Origin of the sequence: Pelomonas dachongensis (genome assembly GCF_043555865.1) — a bacterium.
GTDB classification, from domain to species: domain Bacteria; phylum Pseudomonadota; class Gammaproteobacteria; order Burkholderiales; family Burkholderiaceae_C; genus Pelomonas; species Pelomonas dachongensis.
Window position 1 is genome coordinate 26,781 of sequence record NZ_JBIGHY010000010.1, and the last position, 13,607, is coordinate 40,387.

Here is a 13,607-nt window from a genome sequence, read left to right on the forward strand (position 1 = left end):
GGTATCAAGAACGCATCAAGATTTCGTCAGCGCCAACTGGGTGATGTCGATGCCGCGCTCCCGAGCGATGGCTTCCAGCACCGGCAGCAGCGGCCCCAGCTTCTCGTCCAGCGCGTCGCGCACCGTGTCGACGACCACCTGCGTGCTGCGCTCGATCTCGATGTGGATGGCGTCGCCGACGACCTTGTCGCCGAACGTCGTCATGCGCAGCGTCTCGGGGATCAACCAGACCTCGAACCAGCCCGAGCCATCGCGCTCGCGCTGCGCCTCGGCCACGGTCAGGCTGCAGCCGTTGACGCCGATGTAGCCCTTGGCGAACACGTAGCGCATCCACGGCGCCGGCAGCGCGAAGCGGATGACGTGGTTGTTGTCCGGCCGGCGGATCTCGGCGATGCGGGCCGACACGTCCACATGTCCCGACAGCGGATGGCCGCCGATCTCGACGCCCTCCTTCGCCGCGCGCTCGACGTTCAGGCCCGAGCCGACTTTCAGGGCGCCCAGCGTGGTGAGGTTCAATGTCTGCGCCATCACGTCGAACGTCGCCACGCGGGGCGCCGGGCGCTCTGTGACGGTCAGGCACACGCCGTCGCAGGACACGCTGGCGCCGATGGCCAGTTCGTCGTCGAAACCATCGGGGAAATTCAGGTGCAGCGTGTGCAGGCCTTCGCGGGCCTCGATGGATGCGACGCGGGCGACGCCCTGAACAATGCCTGTGAACATGTAAAACAGGCTCCCGTGGGAGCCCCGAAAAGTGGTTCGGTCCAGCTTACCAGCTGACCTCGCGGTCCGGCGTCGCGCCGATCTTGTGGATGGACAGGTCGGCGCCCTCGAACTCCTGCTCGGCGTCCAGACGCAGACCCACGAACTGGCGGAGCAGGCCGTAGACGACGAAGCCGCCGGCCAGCGCCCACGTCACACCGGCGACGGTGCCAATCAACTGCGCGCCGAAGGACACGCCACCCAGCCCGCCCAGCGCACGCTGGCCGAAGATGCCGCAGGCGATACCGCCCCAGGCACCACACAGGCCATGCAGCGGCCATACGCCCAGCACGTCGTCGATCTTCCAGCGGTTCTGCGTCAGCGTGAAGAACTGAACGAACAACCAGCCGGCCACACCGCCGGTCACCAGCGCGCCCAGCGGATGCATGACGTCGGAGCCCGCGCACACCGCCACCAGCCCGGCCAACGGGCCGTTGTGGGCGAAGCCGGGGTCGTTGCGACCCAGCAGCACGGCCACCAGCGTGCCACCGGCCATCGCCATCAGCGAGTTCACGGCGACCAGGCCGGAGATCTTTTCCAGCGTCTGCGCGCTCATCACGTTGAAGCCGAACCATCCCACCGTCAGCACCCAGGCACCCAGGGCCAGGAAAGGGATGCTGGACGGCGGATGGGCGCTCATCGCACCGTCCTTGCGGTAGCGGTTCAAACGCGGGCCCAGCAGCAGCACGGCGGCCAGGGCAATCCAGCCACCCACGGCATGCACGACGACGCTGCCGGCGAAGTCATGGAACTCGGCACCCGTGGTCGCCTTCAACCAGGCCTGAATGCCAAACGCCTGGTTCCAGGCGATCCCCTCGAAGAACGGGTAGACGAAACCGACAATGACCGCCGTGGCCATCAGTTGCGGGCCGAAGCGCGCCCGCTCTGCGATCCCGCCCGACACGATGGCCGGAATGGCCGCCGCGAAGGTCAGCAGGAAGAAGAACTTGACGAGGTCATAGCCGTTCTTCTGAGCGAGCTGCTCAGCGCCGATGAAGAAGTGCGTGCCGTAGGCGACGAGATAGCCGACGAGGAAGTAGGCCAGCGTGGACACGGCGAAGTCCACGAGGATCTTGACCAGGGCATTGACCTGGTTCTTCTTGCGCACCGTGCCCAGTTCCAGGAACGCGAACCCCGCGTGCATGGCCAGCACCATGATGGCGCCCAGCAGGATGAAGAGCGCGTCCGCGCCCTGCTTGATCGATGACTCCAACGCTGTCTCCGGTCGCCGGCTCCAGGCTTGGGCACCACGCACCAAGTCGAGCCGGATCGCACCGAAATTGCAAATTCAATGCCCGGTTTGGAGGCGCGGCACACAGGGCAACGCGCATCAAAAGCAGATTGCACATCCGCTTTTGGTGCGTTTCACGCACTCTTTTCGAACTCTTCCGCACTGAATCCGAGCGTCAGCCGTCCATCCGCCCAGCGCACGACGGGGCGCTTGATGACGCTGGGCTCGCGCAGCATCAGCGCCGTCGCGCTGGCGTCATCGACGACGGCCGCCCGGGTGGCTTCGTCCAGCTTGCGCCAGGTCGTGCCGGCGCGGTTGACCAGCTTGTCGCGGCCGAAGGCCTGCAGCCAGGCCGGCAATTCGGCGGCCGGCACGCCCTGCTTCTTGAAGTCGTGGAACGCGACTTCCATGCCCTGATGGGCCAGCCAGGCGCGGGCCTTCTTGACGGTGTCGCAGTTGGGGATGCCATAGACGGTGATCATGAGCGGGACCGTACCATGCCGACCATGATCGACTGGCTGGACGAAGTCTCTCTCGACTTTCCCCCGAGCTCACGCGCCCTCGGCCCGGAAACTGACGCGCCGGGGCTGCTCGCTGCCGGCGGCACGCTGACGCCGCAGCGCCTCGCCGCCGCCTATGCGCGCGGCATCTTTCCCTGGTACGGCCCGGGCCAGCCGCCACTGTGGTGGGCACCGGACCCGCGCATGGTGCTGCAGACCGCGAACTTCAAGCTGTCGCGCTCGCTGCGCAAGACCGTGCAGCGCTTTGCCACCACGCCCGGCTGCGAGATCCGCGTGGACTTCGACCGCGCCGCCGTGCTCGCCGCCTGCGCGAACGCGCCGCGCGAGGGACAGAGCGGCACCTGGATCGTGCCGGAGCTGCAGGCCGCCTACCTGGCCTGGCCAGCCATGCACAGTGTCGAGACCTGGATGGACGGCGAGCTGGCGGGCGGGCTGTACGGCGTCAATCTGGGCCGCATGTTCTACGGCGAGTCGATGTTCATGCGCCGCACCGACGCGTCCAAGATCGCGCTCGCCGCGCTCGTCTGCCTGTGCCGCGGGTTCGGCATCCCGTGGATCGACTGCCAGCAGAACACGCGTCACCTGGCCTCGCTGGGGGCTTCCGAAATGCCCCGAAGCGTGTTCGAAGCCCACCTGGCGGCCCACACCGGCGAGCCGTCACCCGGGCCCTGGACCTATCATCCCGACTACTGGCAGCGCCTCCTCGACCCGACGTGACCTACCCCAAAGAACTGCCGCTCGCGCAGATCCAGTTCTATGCCACGGCCGCCTACCCGTGCAGCTATGTCACGGGCCGACAGGCGCGGTCCCAGGTGGCCACGCCCAGCCACCTGATCCACGCCGACGCCTACTCCAACCTCGTCGCCGCGGGTTTCCGCCGCAGCGGGCTGTTCACCTATCGCCCCTACTGCGACCAGTGCCGCGCCTGCATCGCCCTGCGCATACCGGTGGCGCGGTTCGAAGCCACGCGCTCTCAGCGTCGCGCCTGGAAAGCGCACAAGAGCCTGCAGGCCAAGGTCATGCGGCTGGGCTACTCGCCCGAGCACTACGCGCTGTACCTGCGCTACCAGGCCGGCCGCCATTCGGGCGGCGGCATGGACCACGACAGCGTTGACCAGTACACCCAGTTCCTGCTGCAAAGCCGCATCAACAGCCGCCTGGTGGAGTTCCGCGAACCGCTGCCCGACGGCCAAGAAGGACTCGGGGCCCTGCGCATGGTGTCGATCCTCGACATCCTCAACGACGGGCTGTCGGCGGTGTACACCTTCTACGACCCGGACGTCGAAGCCAGTTTCGGCACCTACGGCGTGCTGTGGCAGATCCAGCAGGCGCGCGACCTGAAGCTGCAGCACGTCTACCTGGGCTACTGGATCGCCGAGAGCCCCAAGATGGCCTACAAGGCGGGGTTCAGGCCGCATCAGATCCTGCGGGACGGTGAATGGAAAGACGCCGCCCAGCAGCCGTTGCCATCGCAGCGGGACATGCAGCCTGTCCGATAAGATCCGCCCCCGCACACGCGGGCTCCACCCCAGCAGGCGAAGTCGAACACGCGGATGCTGCGAGGCAACGCCCTGCGGTTGGCCCTCTCTCTCTAGATCCAGTCCGAGCTGGTCCGGACCCACTTCACGATGAGCACTCGACTGGCGCTGCTGTTCTCGTTCCTCGATCGCTACAGCGGCCTCGTACTGGCAGTCGCCTCATCGATGATCATCGCCCGGCTGCTCACGCCGGCTGACATCGGTGTCTTCTCGGTGGCCTCGGCGCTTCTGCTTATGGCCAATGCCGTGCGCGACATGGGAGCGGGCCAATATCTGGTGCAGACCAAACAGCTGGGGGACGAGCAGATCAAGGCTGTGTGGACGCTGCAGACGGGCATGGGTCTGGCCCTGGGCCTGCTGGTGGCTGCGCTGGCGGTGCCGGCAGCGCATTTTTATTCGGAACCACGGATGACGCCGGTGATGCTGGTGATGGCGGTCAGCTTCGTGGTCAACCCGGTGGGCGCGATCACCTACGCCATGCTGATGCGCCACATGCGCTTCCAGCACGTCGCCATCATGCGCTTCAGCGCCAGCCTGGTGGGCGCTGTGGTCGCGGTAGCCACCGCCTACCAGGGCCACGGCCCGCTGAGCCTCGCGCTGGGCGCGTTGGCCAGCACGGTGACCAACGCCGTGGCGTCGCAGTTCTTCCGCGCACGCGAAACGCCATGGGGGTTTTCCGTTGCCAGACTGCCGGAGGTCCTCAGCTTCGGCGGTCGCATCGCGGGCACGCAGGTGGTCAACAGCGTGCTCATGGCCACGCCTGACTTCGTGCTGGGCAAGCTCCAGTCTGTCCACGCGGCAGGCATGTACTCGCGCAGCAACGGTCTGGTGAGCATGTTCAACCGACTGGTCACCGACGCGGTTTTCAACGTGGCCGTTGCGCTGTTCTCGGAACAGAACCGCAGCGGCAAACCGGTGAAGGCGGGCATGCTCCGCGCCCTCAGCTACGTGACAGTGCTCAACTGGGTGTTCGCGGTCAATCTGATCTGCCTGGCGCATCCAGTCACCGTGGCTCTGTACGGCCATCAATGGGACGAGTCGGTTGCGCTTACCCGGCTGCTTGCCGTGGCTGGCGCCTTGGTCGCCCCTGTGCCCATTTGCATCGCTATCACTACGGCACTCGGGCGGGCGGACCAGATCTTTAGGATCTCGCTATTGCTGGGTGTTCTCACCGCGATGGCCACGCTGGCCGGCGCCAGCCTGGGGCTGCTGCCCATGGGACTGGCGATCTGCGCGGCCTCCGGCGTTGCGTGCGTGGTCTGGTTGTGGTTGACCAGCAGCCTGGTCGGCTGCGGCTTGAAGCCAATGCTGCACACGCTGGCTCGCAGCGCGCTGGTCGCTGGTTTGTGCGCCACGCTGCCCGCCGTTCTGGTGCTCACCCTCGGCGCCCAACCTGCCTCACCGTGGATCGTTTTGCTGATTGCGACGTTCGGCGGGCTGGCCTTGCTGCTGGTCGCCTTGGTGTTGACACGGCATCCGCTGGCGCACGAAATCCTTCCCCTGCTTCATCGCGCCCAACGGCGTGCCTTGCCCTGGCGATGACCGCTTCCGACCTTCTTCCGCTCTGTTACATCGGTCTCGTCTGTGACCACAGCGATTGGCATCTGGAACAAACTACTCCGTCGGGGCGGGATCAGCCTCAAGCTCGGTTCGTTCTGAGCAATGTCAGTGCTGTCTTGTGGCAGCCCCGTCGCATAACCCACGAAGAAGTCAAGGTCGTCAGTACTAGTGCTCAAACTGCACGTCTCGCACGCAACTGACGCAGGCAAATGTCACAACCAACCTATCTACTTGTGGTGCCCTGGGCACTACACCACGTTGGCGGTGTAAATCAGGTGGTGTTGAACTTGGCGCGTTCCGCCCTACGCGACGGACGTTTTCGCCCGTTGATTCTCATTGCTGACTGGAACGCCCGCGAGCCGATTTTTGAAGAATTCCAGGGCATTTCGACCGTACGCTGGCGCATACCCGGTTGGACGCCCCGCGGCGTTGCGCGCGCCATGTTCGACCGTTGGATCTCAAGGCCGCGGTTCAACCGGCGGTTCGCCGCGTTCTGCGTTGCGCGCCAGGTGGAGTTGGTCAACTGCCACTACCTCAGCGATTCAACGCACGGAATCGCGGGCGCGCTTGCTGCACAAGCGCGACATATCCCCCTTGTCATCTCCGTGCATGGCACTGACATCACAACTGCAAAGAATGACGCGTCACGCCTTCGCGAACATCGCGCGCTGCTGGAGCAATGCACGGCAGCGGTCGCACCGTCTCATAACCTCGCCGAGCGCTGCCACCAGGTACTTGGTCTCTCGCGCCGACCAGAGGTGATTCACAACGGCGTAGACACCGAACAGCTGTTGCGCCCACCGCCGAAACCCATCCCGCCCGCACCGGTGGTGCTCAGCATTGGGAAGTTTGAGCGCCAGAAAGGGCAAGATGTGCTGCTGCAAGCATTTGCAGCGTTGGCAACAGAGTTCCCGGAAATGCAGCTGTGGCTCGTGGGAGCGAATGCTGCGGCGTTACAAGGCCTGAGGTCTGTCGCCGCCGGGTCTACTTTCGCCAATCGCGTTCACTTCCACATCGACGTGCCTCACGCCGAGATTCCCGCGCTTTTTAGGGCTGCCCGACTGTTCGTGCTGCCAAGTCGTCAAGAGGCCTTCGGCATTGTGCTGCTGGAAGCAGGTTGTCTGGGCGTACCCGTCATTGCCACGCATGTCGGCGGCGTTCCGGAGATCATCACGGATGGAGAGACCGGTCTACTTGTGCCGCCGGACGATCTGGAAGCGCTGGCAGAAGCGATACGGCAGGTCCTGCGGCATCCCGCCGAAGCCCAAGCGCGCGCCGCACGTCTGGCGGCGAGGGTTCAACAGCAGTTCTCGTGGAGGCAGGCCTTCGCCCGCTACATTGCCTTCATTCAAGCACATTGAGGCATCAGACGATCACTTCCGCCGCACTGGGATGCCCCAGAAAACCCTCAGGGCTGGCACTGCGCCCATAGGCGCCGCTCTGGTAGACCACCGTCAGATCGCCAACGTCTCCTCGGGCCATCTCCATGCGGTCGGCCAGCAGGTCCAGCGGCGTGCACAGCGGCCCGACGATGCTGGCGGGCTCTGTCGCCGTCTCATTGCGACCTTGCGGCTCGACGGACGCCGGATAGTTCTTGCGCACCACCTGGCCAAAATTGCCCGACGCCGACAGATGGTGGTGCAGGCCGCCGTCCGCCACCAGGAAGACCTGGCCGCGCGAGATCTTGCGGTCCACGACGCGGCTGACGTAGACACCCGCCTCGCCGACAAAGTAACGGCCCAGTTCGATGACCAGCTTGGCCTGCGCCAAGTCGGCCCGGGCCCGCTGCTGCAGCGCGGCCAAGTTGTCGCTGATCGACGCCAGGTTCAGCCGTGTTTCTCCCGGGAAGTACGGGATGCCAAAACCCCCGCCCAGGTTCAGGAACTTGACGGGCGCTGGCGCCGAGTCGGCCAGACGCAGCGCCAGCTCGTAGCTCTTCTGCTGCGCCTCGCAGATGGCCTCGGCTTTCAGGTTCTGCGAGCCGGCGAACAGGTGGAAGCCCTCGAAGGCCAGCCCATCACCCGCCAGCGCGCCGACTTGGGTCAGCACCTCGGGCACCGCCTCGGCATCGATGCCGAACTGCTTGGGCCCGCCGCTCATGCGCATGCCCGAGCCCTTCAGCTCGAAGTCGGGGTTCACGCGCAGCGCCACGCGGGCAGGCAGGCCCAGGCGCTGCGACGCCGCCGCCAGCACCTTCAGCTCACGCGCCGTCTCGACGTTGACGAGCACACCGGCCGCCACAGCCTGGCCCAATTCGATGTCGCGCTTGCCAGGGCCGGCGAAGCTGATCTCGTGCGGATCGGCGCCGGCGTTCAGCGCCACCTGCAGCTCACCGGCCGACGCCACGTCGATGCCGTCCACCAGCCCTGCCATCCACTGCACCAGCGCCGGCATCGGGTTGGCCTTCATCGCGTAGTGCAGCTCGATGCCCTGAGGCAGCGCCGCGCGCAGTTCGGCCACGCGCGCCGTCAGCAGGCCACGGTCATAGGCATAGAACGGCGTCTGGCCCACGCGCTCCGCCAGCACGGACAGGCGCTGGCCGCCGACCAGCAGCTCGCCGTTGGCGTCGCGAGGAAACAGCACGGGCGCGTGTTCGAGGGTACGCTTGGGGACAATGGGTTCGCTCATGCGGCGTTGCGTTCCAGCCAGTCGGTGGACAAGGTCTTGCGGTCGATCTTGCCGTTCGGGTTGCGCGGCAGCGGGCCGGTCCGTGGATCGATGCCATGCGGCACCATGTACGCCGGCATGCGCGCTTTGCAGGCAGCGGTCAGCGCGGCCAGGTCCAGCTCGGCAGCGCCCTCCGGCGGCGTGGCGATGACCTGGATGGCCTGCCCCAAAGTGTCGTGATGGACGCCGAAGGCCACGCACTCGCCGACGAGACCGGTCGCGTACAGCACCTCCTCGACCTCGGTGGGACTGACGCGGTACCCAGACGTCTTCATCATCTCGTCGCGCCGGCCGACGAAGTACAGGAAGCCTTCGGCGTCGCGTCGCACCGTGTCGCCGGAGAACACGGCGTACTCGGGCAGCTGCAGCCCGCTCTCGCGGCCGCCCACGACCGAGCCCACAACAGGCAGCGGCTTGTAGCGCTCCGCCGTCTTCTCGGCGTCGTTCCAGTAGCCCAGGCCGACCAGCGCACCACGGTGCACCAGCTCGCCTGGCTCGTCAGGCGCGCACTCGCTGCCGTCCTCGCGCAACACCAGGATCTCGGCGTTCGGAATCGCCTTGCCGATGGAGTCCGGCCGGCGGTCCACCTCTTCAGGCGGCAGGTAAGTCGAGCGGAAGGCCTCGGTCAAGCCGTACATCAGGAACGGCTTCGCTGACGGCGCCTTGGCACGCAGCAGGTCCAGCGTCGCCCGCGGCATGCGCCCGCCGGTGTTGGCGAAGTAGCGCAGGTGGGTGTCGATGGCCGTCGGCCACTCCAGCTGCGTCAGCTGGATGTAAAGCGGCGGCACGGCGGTCAGGCCGGTGACCTTCTCGCGTTCCATGGCCTTCAGCACGTCCTTGGGCATCAGGTAATTCAGCAGCACGACGCGCGCGCCGCTGTGGAAGCCCGTCGTCAGCTGGCTGAAACCGGCATCGAACGACAGCGGCAGCGCGGCCAGCAGCGTGTCGCTGGCGCGGTTCCGCAGGTAGCTGGCCACGCTCTTGCCGCCAGCCACCATGTTGCGGTGCGACAGCACGACGCCCTTGGGCCGGCCGGTGGAGCCGGACGTGTAGAGGATGGCCGTCATGTCGGAGTCGATGACGCGGTGGCCGGCGCGGACGGGTGATGCCAGCAACTGCGCCCAGTCGTGCAAAGGAACCGGCGCCGAGCCGGCACCCCTGGTCAGCACCACGTGGCGCAGCGAGGGGCATTGCGTCAGCACGTCGCCCAACTGGGCCAGCCGCTCGGTCGAAGTGACCAGCACGCGCACATCGCAGTCACGCAGGATGAAGCCCACCTGGTCGGGCTTCAGAAGCGGGTTCAGCGGCACGAACACGCCGCCCGCCGCCGGTGCGCCAAAGCTGGCGACGACGGTCTCGAAGCGCTTCTCTAGGTAGATGCCCACGCGCTCACCGCGGGCCAGGCCAAGCGCCATCAAGCCGCTGGCGAAGGCGCGCACGGCGGCGTCCAGTTCGCCGTAACTCAGCGTCGTCCCGCCATAGGTCAGGGCCGGGGCCTCGGGCGTGCGCTCGGCGGCAACGGCCACCAACTCGTTCAGCAACAGTGATTCAGGCATGGCAGGGAATGAGGAAGCCGAACGTTGGCAACGGACGCTTGAGACCAGGATGTTGCTGCGGCGTCTGCCTCTGCGCAGGCCATGCAAGCGAAGTCAAACTGCAAAAAATTATCGCACGCACTCTTTGTCCAGCCGGCTAGAGAAGCGCCGCGGCAAGAACCGCAAGCAAAGTTGGACAGCCGTTACCGGGAGTAAGGATTACAACGGACGTGACTCCACGCACGACACAGCCAAGAGGCTACGTAGACAGCCAGCCTTAAAGGCGACAATGCCCGCAGCTTAGATGGGCGTCAGTGCATGGCGTCTTAGGGCAGAGAGTAGCCAATGAACGAACACGATCGTCGAGAGTTTTTGCGTCGCTGGATGGCCACCGTGGGCGTAGCCGCGCTGCCGGCCTGCGGCGGCGGCAACGCTGAAAATGCGGGCGCAGGCGCCTCTGCCGGCGCCGCCGCGGTAAGCCCACCCGCATCTGGCAATTCATCTGGCGCGTCAGATGCCGCGACGAGCCCGAACGTCTCGCCCGCACCTGCAATACCCGCAGCGCCCTCTCCATCATCCACCTCGACAGCGAGTCATTTCACGGTGAGCGCTGGCGCGGGGGTCACGCAAGCGCCATTCACACTCGGCTATGCGTTCCGGAACGGAGAGATTCCAGCCGGCCAGTCCGCCATCGCTTCGATCGCTGGCGTACAAGTCCAGGTCAAGAACCGCTGGCCAGACGGCTCATTGAAATTTGCGCTGCTGTCTGGCGTCGCCACACTGACGAGTGGCCAGGCCATCACGGTGCAGATGTCCGCCGGCAAGGCGGCCACCTCGACTACCGCGGTCACGCTGGCACAACTGAAGTCCGCAGGCATGACGGCCGAGGTCGGCGCTGGCGCGTTTGGCAAAGCGACGTGGTCAGACTCGGACTGGGAATCACCACAGTCGACCTGGGTCAACGGACCGCAGATGTCGAGCTGGATCTATCGCAAGCCCGTCGGCGCAGACAAGCATTTGGTCGCCTGGCTCGAAGTGCGATGCTATGTGAACGGCGCGGTAGAAATCCTGCCGTGGATTGAGAACGGTTTCATCCAGGTCGCTTCACCGAGGAACTGCAATTCCACCTACACGTTCTTGTTGAACGGGGTGCAGCGGTTCGCGCGAACCATCGATCTCCCGCATCACAGCCGCACACCCTTGCTTGAAGGAACGATGCTGTCGCACTGGCTGGGCAGCGACCCCGGCACCGTCGCACGCCAAAGCAGGCACGCCTTGCAAGCCTCGGAACTGGTGCCCAGCTATCACGGCGAACTCAAACCGGGCGCTCCCGCAGTGGCGAGACTGCCCTCGACGTTTGTTCCGCTGCAGCAAGGCAGCTACTCCCCCGGCATGGGCAACACCGGCTACCAGGCCGCCATCGGACTGCTGCCGGAATGGGATGTATCCTTTCTGGCCAGTGACGAGCTGGACGTGACCTATAGGGCCGTGCAGCGAAATGCCTACAGTGCCGGGCGTTATCCGCTGCACTACCGGGACGAAGCCACTCAGCGTCCACTACGATTCAGCGACCACCCGAATCTCAGCACCAATTCCTCGACGAAGCTAATATTTCCTGCTCGGGAATCCGGCACGGCGGCTCAGCACTGGGACATACCCCACCACCCTTCGGTTGGCTATGTAGCGTATCTTGCGACGGGCCGCTTCTACTTTCTGGAGCAGTTGCAGTTTGCGGCAACGCGCAACTTCCTCGGACAGGTCGACAACCAACGTCAATACAGCCGGGGCATATTCCTGTCGGCCTCTGGCGCTGCAACGACACGCGGCGCCGCTTGGGCCATACGCACGCTTGCTCAGGCCGCCGTCGCCACTCCCGATGATGACTCGCTCAGCGTCGAATTCTTGGCGTCGCTGACAGCGAATGTTGAGTTCAATTACGCGACCTACGTCGCGCAGCCAAACAATCCGTTCGGCATCGTGGCACCCTACGGCGATGCCTATGGCAATTCGACGGATGGCAAAGTGACCGAGGCGCCCTGGCAACAGGACTTCTACACGGCAGCATTTGGCTATGCGCTGGCCATGCAGCCCCGGCTGTCCGCGGAAGCCTCAAAGCAGCTGGAAGCGTTTTTTGCATGGAAGGCCAGAAGTGTCATCGGCCGCCTAGGTGGCACTGGCAGCACCGAATGGCTCTATCGCGACGCCGCCTCGTACACAATGGTCGTGGCAACGGTCGATCAGCCCGATTGGATGGGCGGCACGGGCCCTTGGCCAGCAAACTGGGGCGTCCTCTATCAGTCCACACTCGGCGTCGCGAATCCTGGCACTGCCGGGGATCTGAGAGGTGCGTATTTCCCCGAAAGCACCAGCTATTGGGGCAACCTCCTGCCCGCCATCTCCTACGCCGTGCGTCATCGCGTGCCTGGTGCCGCAGAAGCCTATGCACGCATGACAGGCGCCTCCAATTGGCCGGCCTTCATTGCGAACATGAGCGTCTCACCGGTCTGGGGCGTGCATGCGATCCCTGGCGGGGCGGCTGGACCGATCGCACCGCCGGTTCCGCCTGCGCCAGCTCCGCGGCCGCCAGTACCACCACCACCAGCATCCAGCCCCCCCCCCGCCCCTACTCCCCCCGCGCCTGCTCCGGCTCCCGGTGGCTCATCGCCAGCAGAGGCGAGGCCTCCTCAGGTGGCAACACCAGCGTGGGCGAAGGGGCTGGCGCCGTGGCAGTGGAAGGCGATCCCAGGAACAGCGCTATCAAACATCGAGCCAGCCGTTCGCCCCTTGGGCAGCACAGGCCCCAGCTCAAAGATCAGTGCCTGGTGTGGCGCCACGCTGAAGCGCAAGGGCAGCATCTACATGCTGGGTGCCGCGGGAGGGCATGCGGACTACGCGGGTAACGAAGTCAACGCACTCGACCTGCTAGCCGACAGCCCGCGATGGGTCGAACTATGCAGACCCTCTGCTCGCACCGACGTCCTGAACAACGCACAGTTCTATCTTGACAACCGCCCGGCTGCTGTGCATACGTACTATGCAACCCAGTACATTGAGCGGCTGGATCGCATGGTAGTGGTTGCCAGCAAAGGACTGCTCGGCCCGTTCGCTGAGCCACCCGCGGGTTATCCGCTAGTCGGCATGTCGCGCTCATTCAGTTTCGACAGGTCCAAAGGTGACTGGGACGGCCCCGACTACATTAGCCAGTTCCCGGGATCCGGCGATCCCACCGCATGCCTCTGCGTCGGCCATCCATTGACCGGGGACATTTACTACTCCCGCAACAGTGGTGATGGTTGGTATAGGTGGACCAGCATCACCAATCGTTGGGACAGGCTTTCCAGCGTCAGCCGTGCTCCCTGGTATTCAGGCGCGGCCATCGACACGTTGCGCAACCGCATGTTGGTCGTCGGCAGCTACACGCCCACCGCGCCCATGGTGCTAAACCTAGACGGCAGCAGGCAGCCCGTCAGTTTCAATGGCCTAGGTGCCGAGGCGCTCACGCTGGGCGGCTACAACGGCGTCGTTTACGACGAAGTCAATGACCTGTTCATAGTCGTGTTCAATGACAACAGCAAGATCAGAGTCCTGACTGTCCGAGCGGCCGACCTCCATGTTGCAGACCCGTCGCCCGGGGGTGTAGTGCCAAAAGCCAGGCAGAACGGAATTCACAACTCCGTTCAGTACGTGCCGCAGCTGCAGGGAATTGTGATCGCGAATGACTATTACGGCGACGTGCTGTTCATGCGAACAAGCTAAACACTGCGGGATTCCCCTCGGATGAAGGGTTGAGCTTAAT

The 13,607-nt window shown here is 65.2% G+C and carries 10 protein-coding genes; 5 read left to right on the top strand and 5 right to left on the bottom strand.

The features are described from left to right. Nucleotides 1-15: 15 nt before the first annotated feature. The 3 genes from ACG02S_RS21900 to ACG02S_RS21910 form a co-directional block, all read right to left on the bottom strand. Nucleotides 16-720, bottom strand: a complete 705-nt coding sequence (locus ACG02S_RS21900) for a riboflavin synthase subunit alpha (protein ID WP_394472622.1) — start codon at nt 718-720, stop codon at nt 16-18. 46 nt (nt 721-766) lie between these two features. Continuing rightward, nucleotides 767-1,972 (bottom strand): ammonium transporter, encoded by a 1,206-nt coding sequence (locus ACG02S_RS21905; protein ID WP_394472623.1) that lies wholly within the window; start codon nt 1,970-1,972, stop codon nt 767-769. Between the two features lie 152 nt (nt 1,973-2,124). Then, nucleotides 2,125-2,472: an ArsC family reductase gene (locus tag ACG02S_RS21910; protein WP_394472624.1), complete on the bottom strand. Its 348-nt coding sequence runs from the start codon at nt 2,470-2,472 to the stop codon at nt 2,125-2,127. Nucleotides 2,473-2,487: 15 nt separating this feature from the next. Here ACG02S_RS21910 and ACG02S_RS21915 point away from each other — a divergent pair, with 15 nt between their 5' ends. The 4 genes from ACG02S_RS21915 (at nt 2,488) to ACG02S_RS21930 (ending at nt 6,970) form a co-directional block, all read left to right on the top strand. Beyond that, nucleotides 2,488-3,228 carry a leucyl/phenylalanyl-tRNA--protein transferase gene (locus tag ACG02S_RS21915; RefSeq protein WP_394472625.1) on the top strand — a complete coding sequence of 247 codons (741 nt, stop codon included), beginning with the start codon at nt 2,488-2,490 and terminating at the stop codon, nt 3,226-3,228. Next, nucleotides 3,225-4,010, top strand: coding sequence for an arginyltransferase (locus ACG02S_RS21920; protein ID WP_394472626.1), 786 nt, complete (start codon nt 3,225-3,227; stop codon nt 4,008-4,010). The genes ACG02S_RS21915 and ACG02S_RS21920 overlap by 4 nt, the downstream gene beginning before the upstream one ends. A gap of 129 nt (nt 4,011-4,139) precedes the next feature. Continuing rightward, a complete protein-coding gene (locus ACG02S_RS21925; protein WP_394472627.1) occupies nt 4,140-5,591 on the top strand; it encodes an oligosaccharide flippase family protein in 1,452 nt (483 codons plus the stop codon). Between the two features lie 227 nt (nt 5,592-5,818). Continuing rightward, complete coding sequence (locus ACG02S_RS21930; protein WP_394472628.1) at nt 5,819-6,970, top strand: glycosyltransferase family 4 protein; 1,152 nt, start codon at nt 5,819-5,821, stop codon at nt 6,968-6,970. Between the two features lie 4 nt (nt 6,971-6,974). On the opposite strand, the gene ACG02S_RS21935 is transcribed toward ACG02S_RS21930, so the two are convergent. Together ACG02S_RS21935 and ACG02S_RS21940 are read right to left on the bottom strand one after the other, a co-directional pair. Further along, nucleotides 6,975-8,237: a pyridoxal-dependent decarboxylase, exosortase A system-associated gene (locus tag ACG02S_RS21935; RefSeq protein WP_394472629.1), complete on the bottom strand. Its 1,263-nt coding sequence runs from the start codon at nt 8,235-8,237 to the stop codon at nt 6,975-6,977. After that, nucleotides 8,234-9,832: an acyl-CoA ligase (AMP-forming), exosortase A system-associated gene (locus ACG02S_RS21940; RefSeq protein WP_394472630.1), complete on the bottom strand. Its 1,599-nt coding sequence runs from the start codon at nt 9,830-9,832 to the stop codon at nt 8,234-8,236. The genes ACG02S_RS21935 and ACG02S_RS21940 overlap by 4 nt, the downstream gene beginning before the upstream one ends. A gap of 324 nt (nt 9,833-10,156) precedes the next feature. On the opposite strand from ACG02S_RS21940, the gene ACG02S_RS21945 reads away from it, so the two are divergent. Then, nucleotides 10,157-13,567, top strand: coding sequence for a hypothetical protein (locus ACG02S_RS21945; RefSeq protein ID WP_394472631.1), 3,411 nt, complete (start codon nt 10,157-10,159; stop codon nt 13,565-13,567). Nucleotides 13,568-13,607 lie beyond the last annotated feature (40 nt).